This is a genomic window from Segatella copri, from assembly GCF_009494395.1.
Classification (GTDB): Bacteria; Bacteroidota; Bacteroidia; order Bacteroidales; family Bacteroidaceae; genus Prevotella.
Map to the genome: position 1 here is coordinate 24,081 of NZ_VZCB01000059.1, position 25,578 is coordinate 49,658.

Sequence of the window (25,578 nt, forward strand, 5' to 3'; positions counted from 1 at the left end):
AAAACACCTATAAAGAATAAATAGAGGCAATTTATGTTTAAAGAAAAAATTATTATAGAGATGAAAGAAGTATTCAAAGAAATACCTTTTGGCATAGAGCATACTCTTAAAGTTTTGAAAAATGCAGAAGATATAATGAACGGAGAAAATATCGGAGAGGAAGAAAAAGAATTCATCAGTATTACTGCTATACTACATGATATTGGTGCGGTTGAAGCACAAAAAAAATACGGTTCTATTGATGGTGTCTATCAAGAAAAGGAAGGACCAGCAGTAGCGAAAGAAATATTAAAAAAGGTAGGCTATAACAAAAATATTGATAGAATATGCTTTATAATAGGCAACCACCATACTCCATCTAAAATTAATGGACTTGATTTTCAAATACAATGGGAAGCTGATTTGCTTGAAAATTTAATGGTTATGGATAAAGAAAAAGAACAGGAAAAGATAAAAAAGTGTATAGGTGAAAACTTTAAAACAAACACAGGGAAAAGGATAGCTTATAATCGCTTTATTTTAGATTAGTAGTAGATTATTACAGTTATGTATTTTACTCAAGTTTCGGATTTAGGTTTTATGCAGTCTGAGCGATCAGTTGCATGGCCTTGAACCTGCGGTTATCCCGTATAATTTGCTCCATCAATTCGTTCTCGTCAATGGTAAAAATCTCAGCCACGATTGCTATTACATCAATAATGATTGACCAGATCTTTTCCACGACGGTGAGCTCGTGTACGCCTTCATATATATCGGCGAACAATCCTCCAATGGTCTCTTCACCATGCTCTTCAGGCGCTCAAGCTTGGATACGAAATACTCTTCCTTGCGTTTTTCGGTCTGGCAGTCTCTGTCACGCTTGCGGTTGTAGCGCCTCTCGCGCTGCCGGGCCGTAAGACCTTGTTCCTTGCCATCGACCTTCCCTCTCTCGCCGTGAATCGAGAAGTCCACGACAAATTGAGAGCGGCCGTCGCTCCAGCACAGGGCCAGCAGCTTGTAGCCGAGAATGCACCGCTGAAACACGTGCGAGAATATCTTGCCAATACACTCCATCCTCAATCCGGTCTTCGGCAGGTCGGAATCATCCACAATAAGCACTGCCGGAAGATGGCTCTTTTGATAGTCTTTCCTTATGGTCACGGCCTTGATGAGATGACAGGCGATGTGCCAGATGATGTTGCTAGTCTATATTGTCCTTGGCCATAAACGAATAGAGTAGGTCCTTCTTACCCCCGAACAGTTTCGAGATTGACGATCCGGCATAATGAGAAAAACCCGGGACGGCCATAAACGGCAGAATCAATATGATCTGGAAAAGTTGAAGGTTGGTAAGCTGACAGTTCTCACGTTTTTTCCCTCCGAGATCTTTGTCTGAAATCCTCATCCCCTCAAGGAGGGTCATAAACTTGGAAAATGCGGGATTGATTCGTTTTCCCGTGAAAAAGTTGCGGATCTCCGATGGAATTTTTGTAATTTTGCTCATGGCTTTGAGTGATTGTAATTAGTTGTTTGGGCACCTCTAAATTACTAAATTTCCGTGACATACGGAAATCCTCAAAGCCTTTTTTATGCCCAAATCTATCCTCTCAACCTAAATCCGAAACTTGAGTAAATTATAATTATGAGATGCTACGTGCTTTTGTTCAATATACCCTAAACGTCGATTTAAATGCGCCTGTGATAAAGGATTTAGTTGAAAAGTATAAGGATATAGAACAATTTAATAGGAGCATAACAGATAAATACGTTGCAATATGTAAACGCTTTTAATATTTGAATTTAGCCGTTTATGTAGAATGAAGGTGTGCAAACAAACAGACCCTGAAAAGGGTCTCACCCCCGTTAACCGCAATGTCAAAGACTTGCGGATGGCCAGATGACTCCTATACATCCGACCCCAACGGGGTCGAACCATATAATCTGTAGAAAGGTTCGACCTCCGTTGGGGTCGTGGATTGGGAAGGCACTTCGACCCGCACATTGTATCATGTGCGGTTACTTGAAGTTCGACTCCCGTTGGGGTCGATGGCTCGTCGTTATTCTGAATCTTAGCAAATCCTCTCTTTTTTAATGAACTGTGTGCTTGATCACTGAAAATAATCCTTATTTTTGCCACGAGAGTTTTACGAAAGATAAATAGATAAAGTATTGGAAAAGAAACATAACTGTCAGCAGTGCCCACTGAGGCGGCGATACGACCGTTCACCCAAGTCATTGTTGGGTCGTTTTTGGCGATGGCACATCAATTTCTGTCCGGGATGGAAAGCCTATTTCCTGTCGCTGAGCGAAGAGGAACGGCATGTATTGAGAAAGCAATACGCTTTTCATAAGCCTCAAATCCGCAACTAAGTCCTTCATCGTCCTATTTACGTGTACACGTTCTCTCATTACTGAATTATTAGATAAATTGAGGCTGAAATACCCACTTCTGCCTACAATACCCCCTTACCCCACAATGCGACTTGAGACAATACGCAGTATCATACCCATAAGTTGTAGTCGTCATCCAAAATCAGTCTGGAATACATCTGCGTAAGCATTATTACAGGTATAGATATTCAGCACATACCACCTTGATGTTCTGATCCATTTGGCTGGTACAGAGACAAATCTGAAGACAAACGCTTTTATGCGACTTGTTTTATTGGGTCCGAACCTCTTTACGTCAAGTCTTTGGATAATGACCTTGTAGAAGTTACGGATAAGTGCTGTAAGAAGAAGGAACACTGTGTTCTCTGCCATGAAGGATTTGGGCAATCTGGACCATCCGAAACCATTGTTCATGTCATCGAAGATGCGCTCCTTTCCTCCGCGGAGGTTATAGAACTCGACAATCTCTCTTACGGAAGGCTCGTAGTCGTTGGTCAGGATGCAGCGGTATGTGTATTCTCCTTCCCAGAGGTCAAGCTCACCGTCCATCCGTTTCCGCCTTTGAATCACAAGCCGGTATGTCTTGCCTTTCCACTTCTCTACAAGAATGGAATTCAGCTCAAACTCAATGCCGTTGATTTCTCCCCTCTTCCAGCCTCTGAGAGCGAAGAGGTCATTGTAGAGCGAACTACAGCGGTTGGCACGGATATAGAAGGTCTTGCAGTGGGTGGCAACCTCTTCCACGATCTCTTCAGAGCACGAGCCGCAATCAGCTCTGAAACGATTGATAACAAGATTGTTCTGTTCAAACCTTTCGAAGAATCTCTTCAGCGTGTCCTTCTGATGGAAACGGACGTTTGTGTTGCCGTCGCTGTTCTCAATGCCGACAATCAAATCTCCAATAACCGCCACACCTGGTCGATAACCAAGGAACTTCTTGTATGTATGCTTTGCATCATATTTCTCTGTTTCTATGAACTGGTGGTCGAAATCAACATCATACATCTCACCCTCTTTCAGCTGACCAGCTGCACACATACAATTGAGCAGTAAGGTATTGAGGGTGTCAGCCGTATTGAAATCGTAGTTCTTACCCGTATCTGACGTGTATGAAATGTTCTCCTGCGTCAGTTCCTTTATCGCTCTGAGGATAGTGTCAGAGCTGCAGGTACGAAGTGTCGGATGAAGCGAGAGATGGGGCATCAAATGAGTTGTGACATCCTCAATACATGAGCCGCCACAGAAGTAGATGCTCATGAGAGAACGGATGATTTCGCTGTATTGATAACCATACAGCCTGCATCTTAGACCGAGGGTTGTGTCAATTACATATGACAATGTGGAGTCAAATTGCTCCATCATTGCAAATATTCCTCCAAAAGGAGTGAGTTTCTCAGATTTTATTGCTTTCTTTGCCATGTCTGTCGGGTTTGATACATATTTTGATTTGCAACACTAAGATAGGTGAAAAATCTGACATGACAAAATCCTGAGCAACTTTTTGTTGCTCAGGTACTTAAAAAGTTATATTTATAATAGTGTTGCGGAATTAAGGTTAACAAGAAGATAGCCAATCAAATTCCGGTTATTGTACAGAAAAGTGTGCAGGAACAGTCCAAAAAGCCAAAACGAAAAGGTTTCTTGAGCATCTTCGGCAAAAAAGAGGGAACGAAGCCAACGACAACAACGACTACGCTCCGTTCATCCAATAGAAACATGGTCAACGAACAGAAAGCGCAGAGCCGTCGATTGTCAGAACAAGCCGATAGTCTTGCTGCCCGTAATGCAGAACTTAACAGACAACTGCAAGGATTGATTTGCCAAATCGAAAAGAAGGTACAATCTGATTTACAAAATAGAGAAAGCGAGATAACAGCCATGCGTAAAAAATCATTTATGCAGATAGGCGGCTTGATGGGATTTGTTCTTTTGCTGTTGGTCATTTCCTATATCATCATACACCGTGATGCAAAGAACATTAAACGATACAAACGCAAGACAACGGATTTGATCGAGCAATTGGAACAGTCCGTGCAACAAAATGAGGTACTCATAACCTCCCGAAAGAAAGCGGTACATACTATTACCCATGAGTTGCGTACACCACTGACGGCAATAACCGGCTATACCGAACTTTTGCGGAAAGAATGCAATAGCGGTAATAATGGGCAATATATCCAAAATATACTGCAATCCTCCGACCGTATGCGGGATATGCTCAACACTTTGCTTGATTTCTTCCGCCTGGACAACGGCAAGGAACAGCCCCGTCTGTCACCCTGCCGGATTTCTGCAATCACGCACACACTTGAAACGGAGTTCATGCCTGTTGCCGTGAACAAAGGGTTGTCCTTGTCCGTGAAGACTGGACACGATGCCATTGTATTGACCGACAAAGAGCGAATAATACAAATCGGGAATAACCTGCTGTCAAACGCTGTCAAGTTCACAGAAGAAGGCGGTGTTTCTTTGATTACTGAATATGACAATGGAGTTCTGACACTGGTCGTTGAGGATACAGGTACAGGCATGACAGAAGAGGAACAGAAACAAGCGTTCGGTGCGTTTGAACGTCTATCAAATGCCGCCGCAAAGGAGGGTTTCGGGCTTGGGGCTTTCCATTGTCAAGAACCTCGTTTCACTGATGAAAGGAAAAATCGATGTGTCCAGTCACCAAGGGCTGGGAAGTATTTTTACCATTAGTCTTCCTATGGCTACAGCCGAAAAGCAGAATGTGGAACCAATCCAGTATAGAACGAAACGACAAGATTCGTTTACTGTCATTGCCATTGATGATAGCCATGTGCAACTGAGTACCATTCGTGAGGCGTTTGCATCAAACGGCATCGTATGTGACACTTGTAATAATGCCACGGATTTGTTGGATATGATGCGCAAAAAATCTTATGATCTGCTGATAACGGATTTGAAGATGGCTGAAGTGAATGGTATCGAGATTCTGGAAATGATGCGTATGGTGAACGTGCGTAACTCCAAGACCATTCCTGTTGTCGTTATGACAGCAGCACCAAATGTGAGTGAGCAAGAACTGCTTGATGCAGGATTTGTCGCTTGCCTGTTCAAGCCGATGTCTGACAAGGATTTGATAAACACTGCAAGAAAGTGTGTAAACGGTAAGATAGCAGAAAAACAAATAGACTTCTCTATGTTGCTGACCTACGGCAATGAAAAAGAGACTTTGGAGAATTTCGTAAAGGAAATGACTGACACATTGGGCAGTATCCGTAATGCAGCCCAAGAGGAGAACCGCAAGAAAATGTCTGATGCCATTCACCACGCAAGAAGCTCGTGGATGATGGTACAATCTGACGAGTCTTTGAACTATCTTTTTGACTTGATAGAAGATTCTACATCATCAGACGACGTTATCAACCAAGCGGTTGAGGATGTTTTCGCACATGGTGAGGCAATCCTCAAAGCCGCACAAAAGAAAATTGAGGAGGTAACAGCATGAAGAAAGTAATAATCATTGAAGACAGTCCGACATTTTGCAATATGTTGGGCAAGAAGTTGGAAGCGAAGGGATGGAAAACAATCTTATGCTACAATTACAGAGATGGTCTGAAAGCTGTGAAGGAATCCTCTGAATGGGATGTTGTCATTTCGGATATGCGCTTGGGGAATGATAACGGCATCGACCTGTTGGAATGGATGCGTAGTAACGGCTATCAGAATCCATTTATCATCATGACATCTTACGATGAAAGCATGAGTGCCGTGAGGACTATGAAATTGGGAGCGGAAGACTATATACCGAAGAAATTGTTGCTTGATGTAGTTTATGAACGTTTGGAAGAAATCATAGACAAGCAGAAACGACTCGTAGAGTTGAATAACAAGATTGTTTACCGCAAAAGTGAGAAGTTTCGCCGTATATACAAAATGGCAGAATTGTTTGCCAAAAGCGACATGGCTGTTATGATATTGGGCGACAACGGTACTGGCAAAGAACATATAGCGGAAAAGATACATCTGCAAAGCAAAAGAGCCGACAAGCCTTTTGAAGTAGTAGATTGCGGTACGCTTTCTGCGGAACTTGCCGTTTCCGTTCTCTTCGGGCATGAGAAAGGGGCATTCACAAGTGCGGACTCAGCAAGAAAAGGTTACTTTGAATTGGCTGCTGGAGGTACGCTGTTCTTGGACGAGATAGGCAACCTGCCGAAAGACGTACAGGCGATGCTGCTGCGTGTGTTGCAATCCAAGAGCTACCGACCATTGGGAGCTACAAAAGATAAAGTGGCTGATGTGAGCATTATTGCCGCTACCAACGAGAATCTGCAAGAGGCAGTTCGGGAAGGACGATTCAGAAGTGACCTGTATTATCGACTTCACGAAGCGGTTATTGAGATTCCACGGTTGCGGGATTGCAAGGAAGATATTATGCCATTAGCTAACTTCTTCCTGAAACTATATGACAGGCATACGGACAAAGAAATAAAATGTATCAGTAAGGAAGCGCAAAGGGCACTTGTAAGCCATACATGGCCAGGTAATGTGCGTGAGTTGAAATCATGTATCATGCGAGCTATGCTGTTATGCGAGAATGAGATTATAGATGTCGAGGACTTGCAGTTGTCACAATCGACATTGACAGAAGAGGCTTTGGACTTTGATGAACAAGAACGCAAGATCAATCGAGAGCGTATCTTGTGGGCTTTGAAGCAATGCAATGGCATCAAGCGTGATGCGGCAAAAATGTTGGAAATGAGCCATACTACATTCTATGCCCGTATGAAAGAGTATGGTATTCCTACTAACAAGTTGTAACGGTATAAGAACCGTGTAAGGAAGATTGGACGAGTGTCCGGTTTTCCTTACACTATTTCTGCTTGCAATTTCCTTGTGAAAATCTTATTCTCTTGATAAAGTTGCTGATTATCAGGAAATATCATCATCCTATTGTTTAGTCTGTCTTGGAATGGCATAGGTATTGGACTAATAAATGGTGTGCGCACGAATACATCAAATTAGTACAAACCCATAAAAGAGACAGCAACATGGAATACAACATATTGTTAGAGACTGATTTTTTCAACTTGCTGAATGCAGGTCATAAGAACAAATGTGGTAACGCTTTGGAGAACTCATATCGTGAGTTTATCAAGGTTGTGGTTGATTTATGCAGCACCAACGTGAAGCAAGCGGTCTTTGCACTGTCATACGCAGAGACCGAGCTTGACTTTCATCTGTCAATGCCTCATATAAAGGATTGTTTGGGAACCGTAGGCTTGTATGTGCGCAAGGCTATTGCATTTATCCGCAGAATGCAAGAGCATGTGGCAGCAACATATCATCTTCATGTGACCACATCCACTTCAGAAGCCTCTCCGCCAGTATCATCAGAATCAAAGCCATTAGTGAAATGGACTGGCAATGCCGTTGACCTTGTAGAAATGGTATATGGCATCTGCGTAATGGGAAGCGTGAACGATGGCGATGTGAAATTCAAGGACTTGGCGCAAGCCATGTACCAGTTCTTCGGCATCAAAGCCAAGGACTGCTATCGTTTCTATACCGACATCAGAAGACGCAAGAACCATAGCCGTACTTACTTCCTTGACAGAATGCAGGAGAAGTTGAACGACAAAATGCGAAAGGATGATGAATTGGAGAGAATGAGACGATAATCGAGGTGTTTCTTATTTAATTCTGAAAAAGATTAAAAACTTTTGGTGTTGCCACAAAAATATTGTAGTTTTGTGGCAAAATAAAGAGGAATGGCAACGAATAGCGCTTATAACGAGATAAAAAGGAAAATAACGTCTTCCAAACGGGGAACATTGTTCTTTCCCGATTCATTCGCTCAAATGGCATCATCCGATGCAATAAGGTCAGCCTTGGTGCGTTTGTGCAAAGATGGAGACATAATAAGAGTGGCACAAGGCATCTATTGCTATCCAAAGATTGACACAAAATGGGGAAGCGGAGTTGTACCGCCATCCATTGAAGACATTGCCAATGGCATTGCTAAACGTGATAAAGTTAGAATTGTTCCGACGGGTGCGTATGTGTTGAATGTATTAGGACTGTCAAAACAAGTACCGGCAAATGTGGTGTTCTTTACAGATGGGTCTTCTCGCAAGGTTTCTGTAGGCAAAGGTAACGGAATCCTTTTCAAGCATACATCTGAGATGAGAACATTTGCTTATCGGTCAAAGCTTATGCTGTTGATAGTAATGGCTCTCCGTGAAATCGGTGATGAAAATATAACAGAACTACAGATGAACATCATCAAAGGTCATTTGAAAAATGTCCCAACGGGAGATTTTCAAAAAGACATTTTGCTGGCTCCAGCATGGGTTCGTAAAAAATTGCAACAAGTATGAATTATCAAGATATAGAAAAACTTGCTTCCTTAAAGGAAAGCAACAATTTGGAGTTTAAGGAATCGACAGGTCAATTAGACCGTTCGATGGAGACTCTATGTGCGTTTCTCAACTGTGAAGGTGGTACTATTCTTTATGGTGTAAAGGATAATGGTAAGATTATAGGTCAAGAGGTATCTGACAATACTAAACGCTCTATTGCTGAGGCGGTCAATAGAATTGAGCCTTTTGTAGAGTTGGAAATCTCGTATGTTCCTATTCTTGAGACTGACAAATATGTGATAGCCATTCATGCGGAATGTCAACGATTCATGCGTCCTTTCACTTATAAGGGAAGGGCTTATATGCGCATTGAAAGTACCACAACTTTTATGCCACAGGAACGGTATAACCATCTCTTAATGGAAAGAGGCGGAAAATATGGATGGGAAGCAATGATTAACTCTGATTTGGAGATAAGTGACTTGGATGAGAATGCCATTCTCGGTGCTGTCCGTGAGGGAATACGAAACGGAAGACTTCCAGAAACAACTATTCGCGAGGAGATACCTGTAATCTTGAAAAAGTTCGGCTTGTTCCATGATGGTAAACTGAACAATGCAGCCGCCGTGTTGTTTGGCAAGGATTTGTATGGATACCCACAATGTCTTGTGCGTATGGCTCGTTTCAAAGGAACAACAAAAGAAGAGTTTATAGACAACCAACGTGCGGAAGGTAATATTTACGAATTGCTTGATGCCTCAATGGCATTTTTCTTTAAGCATCTCTCACTGTCTGGTAAGATAAACGGTCTTTATCGTGAGGAAGAGTTGAGCATTCCGTACAAGGCTTTAAGAGAGAGTTGCATCAACTCACTTTGCCATCGCTCGTATCATCAACCAGGTAGTTCTGTAAGCATCGCTATCTACGATGACCGTGTTGAAATACGAAATACGGGAACTTTTCCTGCCGACTTGCCTATAGAACGTCTTATGCAGGAACATGACTCCAAACCACAGAATCCAATTATTGCCAACGTACTCTATAAGAGCAAGATATTGGAGAGTTGGGGACGTGGAATAGGTACAATGGTCGATGAATGCAAACGTGTAGGCTTGCCTGCTCCAGAATTCAATACTGATGGCAATTTTGTGTGGGTCGTATTTAAGTATAATAGGAGCAGTGTGGTAAACACCCAACAAGCTACCCAACAAGCTACCCAACAAGCTACCCAACAAGCTACAAAATTTGTTCAGGAGCTGATTTCTGTTGTAAATACCAATGAATATTCAGTAAAAGAAATCATGTCTCTCTTAAAATTGAAGGATAGGGTTAATTTCTTGAAAACTTACCTTACCCCTGCTTTGGAAGAAGGTCTAATTTCAATGAAATACCCTAAAAATCCGAAGCATCCGGGACAAAAATATATGCTTACAGAAAAAGGCAAGGCATTATTAAAATAGAAAGACGACAAAGGCAGTGGTGATTTGTTCCACTGCCTTTGTCGTTTCTATTTCTGTATCAAGTGCTTCAAATTCTCGTCAGCAGCGATGCGATCCAGTTCATCCTTGACAATCTGTTTGACGTCCTCCTTTATCTGATTGTAGTTGTCCTGAATAGCTTGCTTCATGCAGTCGTTGCCATTGGTATCCTTGAAATCGTTAATGATAGGGATAGGCTGATAATGGCTTTCCTCTCGCTTTACTTTGTCGGTGTCAACGACAATCTCGGCATGGAAGATCTTCTGCTCTATGCGCTCGGTGAAGTTGTCGGAAACAGAGCCGACAAACATACCTTGGGTGAGTCCGCTAATCTTGCTCGGCGGAATGAGACTGTCCATCTGGGTATTGATGGATGTAGAGACATCCTGACGGTTGATGGAAATAGACTGGCGCTTTTGGAGCACCTTGCCGAAACGCTCGGATAAAGTCTTGGCGGTCTCGCCAACAACCTGTCCGCTGAAGATATTACCAACGGTATTGATAACCACCTTTGCCTCCTTATCCCCATAATCACGGACCAACTGTGAGAAGTCCTGAAAGCCCAAGCAGACGGCAACCTTGTTGCTTCTTGCCGTAGCAATCAGATTATCCAAGCCTTTGAAATAGATGGTCGGCAACTCGTCAATGATAACGGATGATTTGAGTTGTCCCTTCTTGTTGATGAGTTTCACGATGCGGCTGTTGTACAAGCCAAGTGCCGCACCATAAATGTTCTGACGGTCGGGATTGTTGCCGACACATAGAATCTTCGGTTCTTCGGGATTGTTGATGTCGAGTGTAAACTCGCTTGCGGACATCACCCAATAGAGTTGTGGTGAGATCATTCGTGACAGCGGAATCTTTGCGCTTGCAATCTGACCCGCCAACTGCTCCATTGCCCCACCTTGCCATGCGTCCATGAACGGAGAAAGATAATTCTCAAGTTCGGGATAGCTCGTCAGTATCGGAAAGACATCCTCGTATCTGCGGTTGAGCAGTTCGATGGCATGGGGAAAGGTGCAATACTTTCCGTTCTTGTAGATGCGTAAGTACCAGATGATGGCTGCAAAGAGGATAATCGGACTCTCCACGAAAAAGTCGCCCTGCTTCTGAACCCACGTCTTGTTGAGGTTGAGCATGATGGTGTATGCACTCTCATAAGCATCGGAAATGTCACTCATGAAATCCGGGTGAATCGGATTGCAGCGATGACTTCTGCGAGGATCATCAAAGTTGATAACATAGAACTGGGGCTTGACCTTATATCCATTCTGATGGTTCATCATGTGGTTATAGGCAATCGTCGAAAGGTCGGAAAACTTGAAATCATAGATATACATTGAATACCCCTTCTCTATCTGCTGTTTGATGTAGTTGTTCACTACAGCAAAGGACTTACCACTACCCGGTGTACCTAACACGATGGTCGCTCGGAACGGATTGACCACGTTGATCCATCCTCTCTGCCATTTCTTCTTGTAATAGAATCGTGTTGGCAGATTGACGGAATACTCGTTCTCCATTAGTTTGGTCTCCTGCATGAAGCTCTCGTTCTCATTATTGAAGACATCCTCCATGAGGTTGTGCTTCAAGAGTCGGCTCATCCACAGTCCACCCATCAATAGGCAGATATAACCCGCTGTCATTGTAAAGATGTATAGCGTGGCATTGCCCAAATGAGATATAGGCAACAATAATATCCACCAGTTGAGGAAGAACAGACAGGAGCCAACGACAAGAACCGTCCAAATCTTGTTCCAACTCATCTTTTCTGCTTTCACGCCCTTGGTTCCCAGACATGAGAGCGCCAGGAGTAAAAGCGAGAACAGCTTGGTGTAGAGGATAGAATGAAACAAGCCACCTGTACGGTTGAAGTTGATAAGGATTCTGTCAACAACCCCGATTGTCACTCCCCATATGTGCATTGCCTCGTAGCAATACCAATATACATTCATAATTGCGAGTATGATACTCACAGCACGGAGAAAATCCATTATTTTTCCCAATGCTCTCAAATCGTCTTCTTGTGCCATTGTTTTTCTGTTTTGAAGTTATACCTTGATAATACGATTAAAGGTTTCTCCCTTTTCGCTTCTTTTTCTTTCTGCGTAACTCTCTATCGAATGCTGCTTCCTGTGCCTCGTTGGAAGAACCATTCCCTGCCATAAGTCCAAGACCGCTGCCGTATTCATCGAACAAGCCGGAATCGTGACGCTCTTGTTCTGAGATTGCACCATCTTCCTTTGGAATGGTAAGCGGTATCGGCTGCTCATTCTCGTAAGGTAAGGAGAAGTGCTCCTGCATGGCATTGGCAGAAAGATTCGTTCCAAGCCTTGAACCATTGAACACGCTTTGGGTGCGGTGGTCAATGAATGTTGCTCCGTAGATACGGCCGTCAGCTGTATGGCGGAAAACAACATCAATGCCCTTTGCTTTCAGCAGTTCAACAAACTTATCCTTATGGTACGTCTGCTTCAAGACTGCTTCCACGCTATGTTTGGTCATCTCGGAGAGTTTCTTGTCCTCCTTAAACTTCTTGGTAGAATAAGCGAACCGCTTTTCTATCGCCTCCGCACCGACAGACCTGTCAATCTTTGAAGCCTTGAAAGGATTTCCAACCTTATTGCCCTGTCCGTCCGTGGCAGAATAGACAAAACCATGATACTCACGACCGCCAACCTCGCCTCTGACTTCCTCCAAGGATATATTATATAAGGAAAGAAGTGCACGGTATTCGCCCAATGACTGGAACCTGTAGGTAGTGCAGAGTGATTTTACAGTATTGGCAACCTGCTTCTTCACATTGCCTTGGCTTACATCCACCTTGCGGAGTGGATTGTCTGCCTGGCGTTGCTTGCGGTCTGCCTTGTGGAGATTGTACTTCTCCTCCAAGTCACGGGTGATAGCCTTGCTCCTATGGTAGTTGTATCGGCTATCCAAACACTTGCCGTTTTCATCCACTCGGATAGTCACGATGTGCATGTGATGACGGTCGATGTCCTCATGCTTGTAAACCATGTATGGCTGGTTGCCATATCCCATGCGCTCCAAGTATTCACGGGCGATGTTCTCCATTTCCATATCCGTCAGCACATCATCTGGATGCGGATTCAAGGATATATGCACGACAGGCTTCTCTGTTCTGATGTGCGGAGAAAGGTATCGCTGGAAATCACGCAAGGCATTGGCGATGCTCGTCTTTCCCGAACAATCATCGAAGATCTTGTTTGTAGCCAAGAGTTTTCCCTCTTCCTTGTTAATCTTCTCACCATTGTATGCCAGAGCCCCATACAATGAACTTCCGAAACTTATCTTTGCGACCATCTTTCCTCAAACTTACGGGTTAGTTCAACAATCTCACGGGTAAGAGAGACCAGTTCCCTGGTGCAATTCTCCAGCTTATAGAGCAAAGCCATCGCCTTTTTCTCTGAGAAATGACAACGGAGTTCCTTGACAACCTGGTTGTAGTTGTTGCCAATCATTCGGTACTGCGAGTGAAAAGAAGAAAGTTTGGTGTAGTATTCCACCAGTGTCTTGTCCTCTCGCAACACCTTGAACGGCTCGCCGAAGATGCGTGCCTTGGCAAAGACAGCCTTTGCCTTCACATCAGTCTGCTCATACATGACGAGGAATTTCATCCACTCGTCATCGTCGAACCGAAGCATCACATGGTGCGACTTCGGGTTCAGCTTGGGGATTCGTCCCCCTCGTTTTCTTTCTGTGTTCATATAAAATGGATTAAGTGGTACATGCGGCAATAATGGAATTGCACAAACTATCGTCAGATTGGAACATGGGGAGCCCGACTTCGGAGAGGCTACCAACCCGGCAGGGCAAGGTCTTTGGAGAGTAACTCCAAAGGTTTTGAGTAACTCAAAACATACCTTGCTATGTCTTTGAGGACATAAAAATCCGCTTAGGGTGGATTGGAGTTAGCCTTTGTAAGAAGCTGTCCCCATCCCGAATGGAAGCTGTTCGGGAAATCCAGTCCTTTGCGGAACATCAAGCCTTGTTCTTCTCGGAACGATATGGATGCGCTATCCATCGCTTTGCCTTTCGGGTGCAAAATTACGGCTAAAATAGCACCCTTGGAACAGATGCACCCCAGACAACCACTGCAACTATCGGCAACATGCTGCCACAGGATTTGAAAACCATTGTTTTTCGGATTTTTCGTTGTTACTTTGCAGCGTGAATGACAGACATACGTGTCTTGAATGATGCAAAACAAGTGGCATATTTGTATGCTCCAATGCAATCATATAAAACGTATTACATGTAATATGATAAAACGTTTGACATGCAAAATGCTTGATATGTAAAATGTAATATAAGTATGCACAAATGTGGCATGACATACAGACTGGCTATAGAACAGTTATGAAGCATGACATATATAAAAGCCATATAGCAAGCATAAAAACAGTATAACTGATACGAAAGTTGCATAACATATAATATCACTTGCAAGCCTCATGGCTCATAGATTTGCACCATAGCATGTAGGATGTATCACAAATAAAAATGCAATACCGCATTATAACAAACAAGATGTATAACTCATAAAAAGACAAACATGAAGAAAGAACCAACATTCATCGCCTTCTCCACCCAAAAGGGAGGGGCAGGCAAGACAACACTAACTGTGTTGATGGCAAGTTTCCTTTATTATGTCAGAGGTTACGATGTCGTTGTGGTTGACTGCGATTTTCCACAGTTCAGCATCAAGGACATGAGAGAACGTGACATGCAGAGCATCGAGAGTAACGAGTATCTGTTGAGACAAGCCTATGAGCAGTTGAAAAGAACAGGAAAGTCTGCTTATCCAATCGTAGAGAGTCACCCAGGAAAGGCTATGGAGGCAATAAAGCCTTTCTTGGAAATGGACACACCGCCAGACTTCATCTTCTTTGACCTCGCAGGAACGATTGACAACCTCGGTGTGATAAATACCATCGTCACTATGGATTATATATTCTGCCCGATTACGGCAGACAATGTGGTGCTGAAAAGTTCCATTATGTTCGCCAGTCAGTTGAACGATTCGTTCATCAGTATCGGAAAGACCAACATCAAGGAACTGTATATGCTATGGAACATGGTAGATGCACGAGAGAAGACCGATCTGTATGAGAAAGCAAGTCGTGTGATGGACGGAGCTGGACTGTCGGTGATGAACACATACATCCCAGACAGCAAGCGTTTCAGAAAGGAATGTGCCGAAGTCGGCAACAAGGCTGTCTTTCGTTCCACAATTCTTCCTCCCGACAAGCATCTGATAAAAGGTAGTAACATCGAGAAGTTGGCAGACGAGATTTTATCAATCATAAAGAAGTAATATGTATGGCAAAGAATCTAAAAGTAACCATCGACTCGGAAGAGTTCAGAAACTCATTCCGACCACACATGCCACCAAGCAGGGCATCAACGGAAGAACCTACACAAAAGGAGACTCCAAAGAACGAAGTCAGCAAGCAGAAAGAAGCTATATCTTCCAAGGGTACTTCTTCTCTCATGGATGAATATCAAGAAAGGTATATTCGCAGGTCTGAGAATCCTGCCCGTTCTGGTAAGATGACATACATCCGAAAGGAGTATCATGAAACCATCATGCGCCTCGTGTCTGTCATTAACCGTGAGGACATGTCCTTGTCGGGCTATATAGACCATGTGCTGACGGAACATTTCCAAAAGTATGGGGAGGTTATCAAAGAAGTGTATAAGAAAAATAACAAGGATATAATCATGTGGTAATATGGAAATAATGTTATTGACAATTGTGCTCCTGTATTTTGTATGGAGTATAGCTGTATTGGTGTTTGATGCCGACATATGGCTTAGGAACAAGTTGAGAATAGAAAAGCCCAAGGTTGAGCCTAAGGAAAGTCCGCCTATTCCTGCTGATGATTTCATCGTCAGACACACTTATACAGTCTCATCGAAAAAAACCCAAAAGGAACCTGTGCAAACTAAGCCGGAGGACGAGGGTGAAGCGATAAAGGAAAGTGAAGTGACATTTGAGGAAGACAAATCTTCAATGAAGTCCGCTCGCATCCCTGATGACAAGTTGGACGAAGTTTTCACGAATACACGCATTGAGGATGTTGGCGTGAAGTACGAGGAGTCGGAAGAAGAGCCAGTTGTTGAACAAGCAAGTGGCAATAGCTTTGAGGAGATAGACAAGGCTGTCGAAACTGCAAGCAAGCCGAATGTTACAAACGAAGAATGTTCTCATGCAGGCAAGGTGTTTTCGGAAATGGAAGGCAATGAGCTTTTCAACATGATAGCAGAGCGTTCCAAGATTATCAAACGCAGAATAGATGCGTTGATGGAATTGCATATGTCGAACATTTCCTCAGACAAGCCCATGTCTGGAAAAGCAACAAAAGTAATCAAGAAGAAAAAACTTGTTGTTCCTGAAGACTTCAAAGATTTCAATATCAGAGATTTTGTATAACAATAAAAAGTGAAAATTATGACAGACAAAAAAAGGAACAATGGTAAGAGACAAATTCCTTCGATGGATGCCAAGGAGTTTTATGAGATTTTCATGAGAAATCATGATGAGTGCAAGAAGAAAATCCATGATTTCGTTACCTCTTACCTAAAAGAGCATAAGATAGTACAGAAATCCAGCTCAAAGAAAGGAAAATAAGGCATCAGACAACATAGGGGAATCTAATATCCTCGAATTTGTATAACAATTTAAAAGTGAAAATAATGAAAAGAGCAAGAAAGAACAGAGAGACAAAGGAACACATCAGTGTTCAGTCCACAGTGAGTGTAACAGTGTCGGCAAGTACCAACAACAGAAACGGGTACATCGGCAAGTTCATGACGGATGCAGGCTTTACTGCAAGACTTGGCAGACAGGTAAGCATCAGCGAGGAAACTCATGAGCGAGTAATGAAGTTTGTCAGTGTCGTAGGCAAAGGACAGGTTTCCATGGCAAGTTTCATCGAGAACATCGTAAACGAACATTTTGCCATTCATGCAGCTGAAATCAAGGCTGCGTTTGAAGAAGGTATAAAGGCATATCGCCTCTAACAATAATAAAAGCACGCCAATGAAAAAGAAAGACTACGGCTAAAATCTCAGCTCGCCACTGAATCCACAAGTCGGCATCATGCCGCATGAGTAAACAAAAGTATCAACCGCCAGCCGGGACCATCCAATCCCCAAGGCACAGACAAAAAACGATTTATGAACAAGAAAAACAGAATCATTCTTCTCGCTGCGATGATTGTCGCAGCCGTATCACAGACATTCGCGCAAGGCAACGGACTTGCAGGTATCAACGAAGCAACAAGTATGGTGACCTCCTACTTCGACCCAGGAACGAAACTCATCTACGCCATCGGTGCCGTGGTGGGTCTCATCGGAGGCATCAAGGTGTATGGCAAGTTCTCATCTGGCGACCCCGACACGAGCAAGACTGCCGCAAGCTGGTTCGGAGCCTGCATCTTCCTCATCGTGAGCGCAACCATCCTCCGCTCATTCTTCCTGTAAATATAATAAGGTATAAGACTTATGGCTGACTACCCAATCAACAAGGGCATCGGTCATTCGGTTGAGTTCAAGGGACTGAAGGCACAGTACCTCTTCATCTTCGCAGGTGGACTGCTTGCCGTCTTCTTCCTTGTGGTCGTCCTCTATATGGCAGGTGCGGATCAATTGGTCTGCATCGGCTTGGGTCTCACGCTCGGATCATTGCTTGTATGGGGAACATTCCATCTGAACAACAAGTACGGTGAGCATGGACTGATGAAGCTCCTTGCCGCCAAGAGCCATCCACGCTATATCCTCAACCGAAAGAAAACAAACCGAATGTTCAAACATAAAAAGAAAGAAGAATGAGAAATATCAGAAAATCAAGCACCCTTGAGAGCAAGTTTCCGCTGCTTGCCGTGGAGCAAGACTGCATCATCTCCAAGGATGGCGACATCACGGTCGCCTACGAGGTGACGCTCCCCGAAATCTTCACGGTAACATCGCAGGAGTATGAGTCGGTACATGCCGCATGGTGCAAGGCTATCAAGGTGCTGCCCGACTACAGCATTGTACACAAGCAGGACTGGTTCGTGAAAGAGAACTATGAGCCGGACTTGCAGAATAGCGACATGAGCTTTCTGTCAAGAAGCTATGAGCGACACTTCAATGAGCGTCCTTACCTGCATCAGCAGTGTTACCTGTTCCTTACCAAGACCTCCAAGGAGCGCATGACACACCAGAGCAATTTTTCCACCTTGTGCCGTGGGCATATCATCCCCAAGGAAATCAAGGACAAGGAAACGGTCGCAAGATTCCTCGATGCCGTGGAGCAGTTCGCAAGAATCATCAACGACTCCGGCTATATCTCCTTACGCAGACTGACGGATGAGGAAATCACAGGCACGGAACGGACAACGGGACTTGTAGGCAAGTACCTCTCGCTCTCCACGGAGAACGTGCAATGTTTGGAGGATATGGAATTGTCTGCAAGTGGTATGCGTATAGGAAACAAACATCTTTGTCTGCATACCTTGTCACAAACGGAAGACCTGCCAACGGAAGTATCTACGGACAACCGCTTTGAGCGATTGTCAACTGACCGAAGTGACTGCCGTCTGTCCTTTGCCGCTCCAGTTGGCTTGCTGTTGTCCTGCAACCATATCTATAACCAGTATGTATTCATAGACAACAGTGACGAGACCTTGCAGAAGTTCGAGAAAACCGCCCGTAACATGCACTCGCTGTCAAGGTACAGCCGACAGAACGCCATCAACAAGGAATGGATTGACGAGTATTTGAACGAGGCTCACTCACAAGGCTTGCAGTCTGTCCGTGCCCATTTCAATGTTATGGCATGGGGCGAGGATATGGAAGAGTTGAAGCATCTTCGCAATGATGTGGGCAGTCAGTTGGCAAGCATGGAATGTGTGCCACGCCACAATACGGTAGATTGTCCGACACTTTTCTGGGCAGCGATACCCGGCAACGAGGGAGATTTCCCGTCAGAGGAGAGTTTCCATACCTTCATTGAGCAGTCAGTGTGCCTCTTCACGGAGGAAACCAACTATATGGATTCTCCCTCACCGTTCGGCATCAAGATGGCAGACCGCATCAGTGGCAAGCCGCTGCACATTGACATCTCTGACTTGCCGATGAGAAAAGGCGTAACAACCAACCGCAACAAGTTCGTGCTCGGACCCTCGGGAAGCGGGAAGTCCTTCTTCATGAACCACCTCGTCAGACAGTATTACGAGCAAGGCACGCATGTGGTCTTGGTCGATACGGGAAACTCCTACCAGGGACTCTGCGAGATGATTAACAGAAAGACAGGCGGAAAGGACGGTATCTACTATACCTATACGGATGAGAGTCCCATCTCATTCAATCCCTTTTTCACCGAGGATAAGGTCTTTGACATCGAGAAGCGAGAGAGCATCAAGACATTGCTCCTGACGCTTTGGAAGAAGGACAACGAGCCTGCCACACGAGCGGAAGAGGTCGCCTTGTCAAATGCCGTGTCGCTCTACATCGGTAAACTGAAAGAGGAAAGCGACATCGTGCCGTGCTTCAATACCTTCTATGAGTTTGTGGGAACGGAATACCGCAAGGTACTGGAAGAAAAGAAAGTCCGTGAGAAAGATTTTGATATAGACGGATTTCTCAACGTGCTGGAACCTTACTACAAAGGTGGCGAATATGACTATCTGCTGAACTCAGACAAGGAGCTTGACCTGCTGCACAAGCGGTTCATCGTTTTCGAGATAGATTCCATCAAGGACCATCCAATCCTGTTCCCGGTCACAACCATCATCATCATGGAGCTGTTCATCAACAAGATGCGCCGCCTGAAAGGCATCCGTAAGATGATAGTGATAGAAGAAGCATGGAAAGCGATAGCTTCGGCAAACATGGCTTCCTATATCAAGTATCTTTATAAGACGGTCAGAAAGTTCTTCGGTGAGGCGGTTGTGGTGACGCAGGAAGTCGAGGACATCATATCCTCCGCTATCGTGAAGGACAGTATCATCAACAACTCAGACTGCAAGATACTCCTTGACCAGAGGAAGTTCATGAACAAGTTCGAGCAGATACAGTCATTGCTCGGATTGACGGAAAAGGAGAAGTCACAGATTCTCTCCATCAACCAGTCCAACGACCCCTCACGTCTCTACAAGGAAGTATGGATAGGACTCGGAGGAACACAGTCGGCAGTATATGCCACAGAGGTGTCCACGCAGGAATATCTCGCCTATACGACTGAGGAAAGTGAGAAACTGGAGGTGAGGGCATTGGCGGAGAAACTCGGTGACGACATGGAAGCTGCCATCCGACAGCTTGCAGAGGACAAACAAGAGAACAAGTAAATTCATTATCCACTTAATCCAAAAGTAAAAATGAGAACAAAAGTAATCATGACAATCTGCCTGTTCCTGCTGATGGTAGGAAAGGCAAGCGCACAGTGGTCTGTCATAGATCCTACCAACATTGCGCAGAGTATCATCAACTCGTCCAACAACATCGTCCACACGTCTTCGACGGCTCAGAACATGATCAACAACTTCAAGGAGACCGTGAAAATTTATGAGCAGGGTAAGAAGTACTACGATGCGCTGAAGTCGGTGAACAACCTCGTCAAGGACGCACGCAAGGTGCAGCAGACCATCCTCATGGTGGGTGACATCACAGACATCTACATCAACAACTACCAGAAGATGATGCACGATGACAATTTCTCCGTGGAGGAACTCTCCGCCATCGGCTTCGGCTACACCAAACTGCTGGAGGAAAGCAACGATGTGCTGACAGAACTGAAGAACGTGGTGAACATCACGACCCTTTCCATGACGGACAAGGAGCGAATGGACGTGGTGGAACGCTGCTACTCGAAGATGAAGCGTTACCGCAATCTCGTGAGCTATTATACCAACAAGAACATTTCCGTGAGTTATCTGCGTGCCAAGAAGAAAAACGACCTCGACCGCATCATGGGACTCTACGGCAAGTCAAACGAGAAATACTGGTAGCCTATGGATTTCGAGAATCTTCACCAGATACTGCGTTCCCTGTATGACGAGATGATGCCGCTGTGTTCCGACATGACGGACATCGCCAAGGGACTTGCAGGACTTGGGGCGCTGTTCTATGTCGCCCTGAGGGTTTGGCAGTCACTGTCAAGAGCAGAGCCGATAGACGTATTTCCGCTGCTCCGTCCGTTTGCCATCGGACTTGCCATCATGTTCTTCCCGACCATCGTGCTCGGAACGCTCAACAGCGTGATGAGTCCCATCGTGCAAGGTACACATTCCATGCTGGAGACACAGACCTTCGACATGAATGAATACCGGGCTCAGAAAGACAAACTGGAGTATGAGGCGATGAAACGCAATCCGGAAACTGCATACCTTGTAAGCAACGAGGAGTTTGACAAGCAGCTTGACGAACTCGGCTGGTCACCCGGCGACGTGGTGACAATGGCGGGAATGTATGTGGAGCGTGGCATGTACAGCATGAAGAAGAGCATCCGTGATTTCTTCCGTGAACTGCTGGAGCTGCTGTTCCAAGCCGCTGCACTGGTCATAGACGTGCTGAGGACATTCTTCCTCATTGTCCTGTCCATCCTCGGACCGCTTTGTTTCGCCATATCGGTATGGGACGGATTCCAGTCCACGCTGACGCAATGGTTCTGCAGGTACATACAGATTTATCTCTGGCTACCCGTTTCGGACTTGTTCAGTACCATCCTTGCCAAGATACAGGTGCTGATGCTGCAAAACGACATCGAGGCATTGCAGAACGACCCGAATTTTTCCATTGAGGCAAGCAACGGTGTTTACATCGTTTTCCTCATCATCGGAATCATCGGTTACTTCACCATACCGACCGTGGCGGGATGGATCATACAGGCAGGTGGCGGCATCGGCAACTACAACCGGAACGTGAACACGGCAGGCTCACTGGGCGGAAGCATCGCAGGAGCAACGGCTGGAAATGTGGCAGGACGTGCCGGAAGGCTCATCAAGAGCGGATTTAAGAAAATATAGTCATTCATGAACAATACAACGAAAAGAAAAATGGAATTCAAGTCATTGAAGAATATCGAGACCTCGTTCAGACAGATACGCCTGTTCTGCATCGTCCTCGTCATCGGTTGCGCTGTTGTTGCAATATGCTCGGTGGTGTTCGCATTCAGATTTGCGGAGAAGCAGCGCGAGAAGATATACGTCCTTGATGGAGGCAAGTCGCTGATGCTCGCCCTCTCGCAAGACCTCTCACAGAACAGACCTGCCGAGGCAAGGGAACACGTAAGACGCTTTCATGAGCTGTTCTTTACGCTATCTCCCGAAAAGAGCGCCATCGAGCACAACGTGAAACGAGCCTTGCTGCTGGCAGACAAGAGCGCATACAACTATTACCAGGACTTTGCGGAGAAAGGTTTTTACAACAGACTCATCGCGGGAAACATCAACCAGTCGCTGCAAGTTGACAGCGTGGTCTGTAACTTTGATAACTACCCTTATCAAGCCAAGACCTACGCACGGCAGGTGATACTCCGAGAGAGCAATGTGACGGAGAGAAGTCTTGTCACCGTATGCAGGTTGGTGAACGCCACACGCTCCGATGATAACCCGAATGGTTTTACCATTGAAGGTTTCACCATTGTGGAGAACAGGGACATCAGTACAGTAGAACGATAAAAATAGCAAGAATGGAAAATCCGATAAAGACAATCCAAGAAAAGGTGAATGGTATGAAGGGAAGACTGCGTGACAGGCTGGATTCCCTTCCGCCAAGGGTGAGACTGAAAGTCGTGCTCGTCATGTTCGGCTTGTTAGCCCTCTGTAGCCTTTACATGATAGGTTCAGCCATCATCAACTTCGGAAACGGCAAGACCTCAAATATAGAGGTTGAGCATATTGAGAGTGTAAAGTTGCCCACCGACAAGGGGCAGCAAGTGACCAACCTGAATGAATTGACACATGGAGAAGGAGAAGAATGACAAGATGGAGCCAGCTAAGGCTCCAAAGGAAAAGAAGCCTTTGACAGAGGAACAGCGTATCAAGCGTAACAAGATGATTGCCATACCGTGCATGTTCCTCGTCTGCGGTCTGGTGCTATGGCTTATCTTCAAGCCGTCTGCATCAGAAGGTGAGAAAGGCAGCAAGGGATTCAACATGGAAATGCCCGATGCGGAGAAGACAGATGTGGAGGCGGACAAGCGCAAGGCATACTCCAAGGAGGATCTTACCAATAAGCAAAAGGAAAAAAGCAGAGCAATGAACACTCTTGGTGAGTACATGCCAGGCATTGATTCGACTGCTACACGGCAAGAAAAGGACTTTGACCTGATGCAGTCTGGGCAGCAGCCAACAAAAGCGGAAAGACAGGAGGCGGATGCCATCCGCTCGTCTGCCGAGGCATACCAAACCTTGAACACGACCTTGGGCGGTTTCTATGAACAGCCACAGCAAGGGGGAAGCAGCGAAGATGCTGAGTTGAGGAAACGTCTTGACGAGCTGGAGGCAAGCATGATGCAGCAGGAAAACAAGCGTTCCAATATGGACGAGCAAGTCGCCCTTATGGAGAAGTCCTATCAACTTGCGGCAAAGTACATGCCTGGTGGAAATGCCAATGCGGCAAGTCCTTCATCAGCAGAAACTGCAACAGAGGAAAACAAGGAAACTGTCACCAAGGGCAAGAAAGCCAAGGTTTCCCCTGTAAGGCAAGTGCAAAGGCGTGTAGTCTCGTCCTTGAACCGCCCCATGAGTAACGGGGAGTTTGTCGCCTCTTACTCGGAAAAAGCTTCGGCAAGGTTCAATACCGCCATCGGAAGAGGTGGTGTTTCCGACAAAAACACGATTTCTGCCTGCATCCACGGCAACCAGACCATAACGGACGGACAGGCAGTAAGGTTGAGATTGTTGGAATCTATGCATGTCGTCAATAGGGAGATACCACGAAATTCTGTCATTGTCGGAGTGGCACGATTGCAAGGTGAAAGGCTTTCCATAGCCTTGAAGTCCATTGAGCACAACGGCATGATTATCCCGATTGAGCTTGCCGTCTATGACAATGACGGTCAGGAGGGCATCTTCATTCCGAAGTCGATGGAGGTTGACGCAGCCAAGGAAGTTGGTGCCAACATGGGAAGCTCGCTGAACAGCAGCATCAACATTTCCTCCAATGCCGGGGCACAGCTTGCCTCCGACTTGGGAAAAGGTGTCATACAAGGCGTGTCGCAGTATATCTCCAAGAAGATGCGTACCGTCAAGATACACCTGAAGGCTGGCTACAGGGTCATGCTCTACCAAGAGGAAGATTAGCCGAAAGGCAACAACATTTATACCACTTAATCCAAAAGTTTAATTAAAAGCAAACTAAAATGAAGAAGACAACAATCATGTTCGCCCTTATGCTGGGCGTAGCCTGCACTGCATCAGCGCAGAAGACAGGTAAGAAAAAAGCGCAGAAGTCTGTAAAGACTGAGCAAGTAAGCAATGTTTCTTCCGACCAGGTAGAGAAACTGACCTTGACCAAGGAGGTGTATCCGCAGAAGGAAGAGAACAGCAACCTCTATCACGGCTTGACCAAGAAGCTGACCTTCGACCGCATGATTCCACCTCATGGTTTGGAAGTGACTTATGACAAGACGGTTCATATTCTCTTTCCTGCCTCTGTCAAGTACGTTGACTTGGGATCAGAGGATTTGATAGCTGGCAAGGCGGACGGTGCGGAGAATGTTATCCGTGTAAAAGCAGCCGTGAAGAACTTCAAGAAAGAGACCAATATGAGCGTCATCACGGAGGATGGCTCATTCTACACATTCAATGTGAAGTATGCCAATGAACCGCTCATGCTCAATATCGAGATGGCTGACTTCATCCATGACGGTGAGGCGGTGAACCGCCCGAACAATGCGCAGGAGATTTATCTCAAGGAGTTGGGAAAGGAAAGTCCCATGCTGGTACACCTCATCATGAAGTCAATCCATAAAGAGAACAAACGCAAGGTGAAGCACATCGGCAGCAAGCGTTTCGGGATCCAGTATCTTTTGAAGGGCATCTATGTACACAGCGACTTGCTGTATTTCCACACAGAAATCAAGAACCAGAGCAACGTGCCGTTTGACGTGGACTATATCACGTTCAAGGTGGTGGACAAGAAGGTGGCGAAAAGAACCGCCATTCAGGAGCAGGTGCTTCTTCCTGTCCGTGCCTACAACTATGTGGTGCGTGTGGCTGGCAAGAAAACGGAGCAGACGGTGTTCTGCTTGCCGAAATTTACCATTCCAGACGACAAGGAGCTTGTCGTGGAGATGAACGAGAAGGAAGGCGGTCGCCATCAGTCGTTTATCGTGGAGAACAGCGACTTGGTGCGAGCTTTGACAATCAACGAACTTAGCGTGAAGTAAC

At 45.2% G+C, this 25,578-nt stretch carries 27 protein-coding genes and 1 pseudogene; 21 read left to right on the forward strand and 7 right to left on the reverse strand.

The genetic code is table 11. From position 1 onward, the window contains the following. Positions 1-33: 33 nt before the first annotated feature. Entirely contained in the window at positions 34-528 is a 495-nt protein-coding gene (locus F7D73_RS07685; RefSeq protein ID WP_008021362.1) for an HD domain-containing protein, read from the forward strand. 159 nt (positions 529-687) lie between these two features. Here the strand turns inward: F7D73_RS07685 and F7D73_RS16040 are convergent, their stop codons facing one another. Continuing rightward, on the reverse strand, positions 688-1,140 hold the full coding sequence (locus F7D73_RS16040) for a hypothetical protein (protein WP_007664626.1): 453 nt from the start codon (positions 1,138-1,140) through the stop codon (positions 688-690). Positions 1,141-1,180: 40 nt separating this feature from the next. Next, positions 1,181-1,483 (reverse strand): hypothetical protein, encoded by a 303-nt coding sequence (locus F7D73_RS07700; protein ID WP_007664625.1) that lies wholly within the window; start codon positions 1,481-1,483, stop codon positions 1,181-1,183. Between the two features lie 665 nt (positions 1,484-2,148). Here F7D73_RS07700 and F7D73_RS07710 point away from each other — a divergent pair. Further along, a complete protein-coding gene (locus F7D73_RS07710) occupies positions 2,149-2,349 on the forward strand; it encodes a hypothetical protein (protein ID WP_007837439.1) in 201 nt (66 codons plus the stop codon). A gap of 153 nt (positions 2,350-2,502) precedes the next feature. On the opposite strand, the gene F7D73_RS07715 is transcribed toward F7D73_RS07710, so the two are convergent. Then, complete coding sequence (locus F7D73_RS07715; protein ID WP_007664617.1) at positions 2,503-3,789, reverse strand: IS1380-like element ISBaov1 family transposase; 1,287 nt, start codon at positions 3,787-3,789, stop codon at positions 2,503-2,505. A gap of 135 nt (positions 3,790-3,924) precedes the next feature. On the opposite strand from F7D73_RS07715, the pseudogene F7D73_RS07720 reads away from it, so the two are divergent. The 5 genes and pseudogenes from F7D73_RS07720 to F7D73_RS07740 all read left to right on the forward strand — a co-directional run. Continuing rightward, positions 3,925-5,845 (forward strand): annotated as a pseudogene (locus tag F7D73_RS07720) (hybrid sensor histidine kinase/response regulator); the annotation flags it as partial. Next, positions 5,842-7,158 (forward strand): sigma-54-dependent transcriptional regulator, encoded by a 1,317-nt coding sequence (locus F7D73_RS07725; RefSeq protein WP_153098248.1) that lies wholly within the window; start codon positions 5,842-5,844, stop codon positions 7,156-7,158. The pseudogene F7D73_RS07720 and the gene F7D73_RS07725, both read left to right, overlap by 4 nt. Before the next feature lie 230 nt (positions 7,159-7,388). Further along, positions 7,389-8,018, forward strand: a complete 630-nt coding sequence (locus F7D73_RS07730) for an RteC domain-containing protein (protein ID WP_153098247.1) — start codon at positions 7,389-7,391, stop codon at positions 8,016-8,018. A gap of 90 nt (positions 8,019-8,108) precedes the next feature. Beyond that, positions 8,109-8,717, forward strand: a complete 609-nt coding sequence (locus tag F7D73_RS07735) for a DUF6088 family protein (RefSeq protein ID WP_119229576.1) — start codon at positions 8,109-8,111, stop codon at positions 8,715-8,717. Next, positions 8,714-10,159, forward strand: coding sequence for an ATP-binding protein (locus tag F7D73_RS07740; protein ID WP_153098246.1), 1,446 nt, complete (start codon positions 8,714-8,716; stop codon positions 10,157-10,159). The genes F7D73_RS07735 and F7D73_RS07740 overlap by 4 nt, the downstream gene beginning before the upstream one ends. 47 nt (positions 10,160-10,206) lie before the next feature. Here F7D73_RS07740 and mobC read toward each other — a convergent pair whose 3' ends face one another. From mobC to F7D73_RS16325, 4 genes are all read right to left on the reverse strand, one after another. Beyond that, entirely contained in the window at positions 10,207-12,210 is a 2,004-nt protein-coding gene (mobC, locus tag F7D73_RS07745; protein ID WP_153123626.1) for a conjugal transfer protein MobC, read from the reverse strand. A gap of 37 nt (positions 12,211-12,247) precedes the next feature. Further along, positions 12,248-13,501, reverse strand: coding sequence for a conjugal transfer protein MobB (mobB, locus tag F7D73_RS07750; RefSeq protein WP_153123628.1), 1,254 nt, complete (start codon positions 13,499-13,501; stop codon positions 12,248-12,250). Then, a complete protein-coding gene (gene mobA, locus F7D73_RS07755; RefSeq protein ID WP_032856281.1) occupies positions 13,486-13,905 on the reverse strand; it encodes a conjugal transfer protein MobA in 420 nt (139 codons plus the stop codon). The genes mobB and mobA overlap by 16 nt, the downstream gene beginning before the upstream one ends. A gap of 188 nt (positions 13,906-14,093) precedes the next feature. Next, a complete protein-coding gene (locus F7D73_RS16325) occupies positions 14,094-14,222 on the reverse strand; it encodes a hypothetical protein (RefSeq protein ID WP_256625080.1) in 129 nt (42 codons plus the stop codon). Positions 14,223-14,753: 531 nt separating this feature from the next. Here F7D73_RS16325 and F7D73_RS07760 point away from each other — a divergent pair. The 14 genes from F7D73_RS07760 (at position 14,754) to traN (ending at position 25,577) form a co-directional block, all read left to right on the forward strand. After that, positions 14,754-15,515 (forward strand): ParA family protein, encoded by a 762-nt coding sequence (locus F7D73_RS07760; RefSeq protein WP_118313532.1) that lies wholly within the window; start codon positions 14,754-14,756, stop codon positions 15,513-15,515. Positions 15,516-15,520: 5 nt separating this feature from the next. After that, positions 15,521-15,931, forward strand: a complete 411-nt coding sequence (locus F7D73_RS07765) for a DUF3408 domain-containing protein (RefSeq protein ID WP_153123630.1) — start codon at positions 15,521-15,523, stop codon at positions 15,929-15,931. 1 nt (position 15,932) lies between these two features. Beyond that, positions 15,933-16,634, forward strand: coding sequence for a hypothetical protein (locus F7D73_RS07770; RefSeq protein ID WP_153123632.1), 702 nt, complete (start codon positions 15,933-15,935; stop codon positions 16,632-16,634). A gap of 18 nt (positions 16,635-16,652) precedes the next feature. Further along, positions 16,653-16,832: a hypothetical protein gene (locus tag F7D73_RS07775; RefSeq protein ID WP_153086560.1), complete on the forward strand. Its 180-nt coding sequence runs from the start codon at positions 16,653-16,655 to the stop codon at positions 16,830-16,832. A gap of 65 nt (positions 16,833-16,897) precedes the next feature. Next, on the forward strand, positions 16,898-17,224 hold the full coding sequence (locus F7D73_RS07780) for a DUF3408 domain-containing protein (protein ID WP_153086559.1): 327 nt from the start codon (positions 16,898-16,900) through the stop codon (positions 17,222-17,224). Positions 17,225-17,380: 156 nt separating this feature from the next. Next, positions 17,381-17,686: a DUF4134 domain-containing protein gene (locus F7D73_RS07785; RefSeq protein ID WP_068856396.1), complete on the forward strand. Its 306-nt coding sequence runs from the start codon at positions 17,381-17,383 to the stop codon at positions 17,684-17,686. A gap of 21 nt (positions 17,687-17,707) precedes the next feature. Continuing rightward, complete coding sequence (locus F7D73_RS07790; protein WP_153123633.1) at positions 17,708-18,034, forward strand: DUF4133 domain-containing protein; 327 nt, start codon at positions 17,708-17,710, stop codon at positions 18,032-18,034. Continuing rightward, entirely contained in the window at positions 18,031-20,532 is a 2,502-nt protein-coding gene (locus F7D73_RS07795; RefSeq protein WP_153123635.1) for a TraG family conjugative transposon ATPase, read from the forward strand. Before F7D73_RS07790 ends, F7D73_RS07795 begins: the two co-directional genes overlap by 4 nt. 48 nt (positions 20,533-20,580) lie before the next feature. Then, the gene (locus tag F7D73_RS07800) at positions 20,581-21,192 is read left to right on the forward strand and encodes a DUF4141 domain-containing protein (protein WP_370867672.1); all 612 of its coding nucleotides are present in this window, start codon (positions 20,581-20,583) and stop codon (positions 21,190-21,192) included. A gap of 3 nt (positions 21,193-21,195) precedes the next feature. Continuing rightward, the gene (gene traJ, locus F7D73_RS07805; RefSeq protein ID WP_068856391.1) at positions 21,196-22,209 is read left to right on the forward strand and encodes a conjugative transposon protein TraJ; all 1,014 of its coding nucleotides are present in this window, start codon (positions 21,196-21,198) and stop codon (positions 22,207-22,209) included. A gap of 30 nt (positions 22,210-22,239) precedes the next feature. After that, complete coding sequence (gene traK / locus F7D73_RS07810; RefSeq protein WP_068856390.1) at positions 22,240-22,863, forward strand: conjugative transposon protein TraK; 624 nt, start codon at positions 22,240-22,242, stop codon at positions 22,861-22,863. 11 nt (positions 22,864-22,874) lie between these two features. After that, complete coding sequence (locus F7D73_RS07815) at positions 22,875-23,165, forward strand: TraL conjugative transposon family protein (protein ID WP_153123638.1); 291 nt, start codon at positions 22,875-22,877, stop codon at positions 23,163-23,165. Further along, on the forward strand, positions 23,146-24,489 hold the full coding sequence (gene traM / locus F7D73_RS07820; protein WP_153123639.1) for a conjugative transposon protein TraM: 1,344 nt from the start codon (positions 23,146-23,148) through the stop codon (positions 24,487-24,489). The genes F7D73_RS07815 and traM overlap by 20 nt, the downstream gene beginning before the upstream one ends. 59 nt (positions 24,490-24,548) lie before the next feature. Next, positions 24,549-25,577: a conjugative transposon protein TraN gene (traN, locus tag F7D73_RS07825; RefSeq protein ID WP_153123641.1), complete on the forward strand. Its 1,029-nt coding sequence runs from the start codon at positions 24,549-24,551 to the stop codon at positions 25,575-25,577. Position 25,578: the final 1 nt, after the last annotated feature.

Excerpts from the sequence above, each read along its gene's own strand:
- F7D73_RS07700 (WP_007664625.1), bottom strand. The coding sequence starts at position 1,483 with ATGAGCAAAATTACAAAAATTCCATCGGAGATCCGCAACTTTTTCACG.
- F7D73_RS07795 (WP_153123635.1), top strand. The coding sequence starts at position 18,031 with ATGAGAAATATCAGAAAATCAAGCACCCTTGAGAGCAAGTTTCCGCTG.
- F7D73_RS07800 (WP_370867672.1), top strand. The coding sequence starts at position 20,581 with ATGACAATCTGCCTGTTCCTGCTGATGGTAGGAAAGGCAAGCGCACAG.
- F7D73_RS07790 (WP_153123633.1), top strand. The coding sequence starts at position 17,708 with ATGGCTGACTACCCAATCAACAAGGGCATCGGTCATTCGGTTGAGTTC.
- mobC (WP_153123626.1), bottom strand. The coding sequence starts at position 12,210 with ATGGCACAAGAAGACGATTTGAGAGCATTGGGAAAAATAATGGATTTT.
- traN (WP_153123641.1), top strand. The coding sequence starts at position 24,549 with ATGAAGAAGACAACAATCATGTTCGCCCTTATGCTGGGCGTAGCCTGC.
- F7D73_RS07785 (WP_068856396.1), top strand. The coding sequence starts at position 17,381 with ATGAACAAGAAAAACAGAATCATTCTTCTCGCTGCGATGATTGTCGCA.
- F7D73_RS07685 (WP_008021362.1), top strand. The coding sequence starts at position 34 with ATGTTTAAAGAAAAAATTATTATAGAGATGAAAGAAGTATTCAAAGAA.
- F7D73_RS07765 (WP_153123630.1), top strand. The coding sequence starts at position 15,521 with ATGGCAAAGAATCTAAAAGTAACCATCGACTCGGAAGAGTTCAGAAAC.
- F7D73_RS07815 (WP_153123638.1), top strand. The coding sequence starts at position 22,875 with ATGGAAAATCCGATAAAGACAATCCAAGAAAAGGTGAATGGTATGAAG.
- F7D73_RS07725 (WP_153098248.1), top strand. The coding sequence starts at position 5,842 with ATGAAGAAAGTAATAATCATTGAAGACAGTCCGACATTTTGCAATATG.
- mobB (WP_153123628.1), bottom strand. The coding sequence starts at position 13,501 with ATGGTCGCAAAGATAAGTTTCGGAAGTTCATTGTATGGGGCTCTGGCA.
- F7D73_RS07735 (WP_119229576.1), top strand. The coding sequence starts at position 8,109 with ATGGCAACGAATAGCGCTTATAACGAGATAAAAAGGAAAATAACGTCT.
- traJ (WP_068856391.1), top strand. The coding sequence starts at position 21,196 with ATGGATTTCGAGAATCTTCACCAGATACTGCGTTCCCTGTATGACGAG.
- F7D73_RS07775 (WP_153086560.1), top strand. The coding sequence starts at position 16,653 with ATGACAGACAAAAAAAGGAACAATGGTAAGAGACAAATTCCTTCGATG.
- traK (WP_068856390.1), top strand. The coding sequence starts at position 22,240 with ATGGAATTCAAGTCATTGAAGAATATCGAGACCTCGTTCAGACAGATA.
- F7D73_RS07740 (WP_153098246.1), top strand. The coding sequence starts at position 8,714 with ATGAATTATCAAGATATAGAAAAACTTGCTTCCTTAAAGGAAAGCAAC.
- F7D73_RS07715 (WP_007664617.1), bottom strand. The coding sequence starts at position 3,789 with ATGGCAAAGAAAGCAATAAAATCTGAGAAACTCACTCCTTTTGGAGGA.
- mobA (WP_032856281.1), bottom strand. The coding sequence starts at position 13,905 with ATGAACACAGAAAGAAAACGAGGGGGACGAATCCCCAAGCTGAACCCG.
- F7D73_RS07780 (WP_153086559.1), top strand. The coding sequence starts at position 16,898 with ATGAAAAGAGCAAGAAAGAACAGAGAGACAAAGGAACACATCAGTGTT.
- F7D73_RS07760 (WP_118313532.1), top strand. The coding sequence starts at position 14,754 with ATGAAGAAAGAACCAACATTCATCGCCTTCTCCACCCAAAAGGGAGGG.
- F7D73_RS07770 (WP_153123632.1), top strand. The coding sequence starts at position 15,933 with ATGGAAATAATGTTATTGACAATTGTGCTCCTGTATTTTGTATGGAGT.
- F7D73_RS16325 (WP_256625080.1), bottom strand. The coding sequence starts at position 14,222 with ATGGATAGCGCATCCATATCGTTCCGAGAAGAACAAGGCTTGATGTTC.
- F7D73_RS07730 (WP_153098247.1), top strand. The coding sequence starts at position 7,389 with ATGGAATACAACATATTGTTAGAGACTGATTTTTTCAACTTGCTGAAT.
- traM (WP_153123639.1), top strand. The coding sequence starts at position 23,146 with ATGGAGAAGGAGAAGAATGACAAGATGGAGCCAGCTAAGGCTCCAAAG.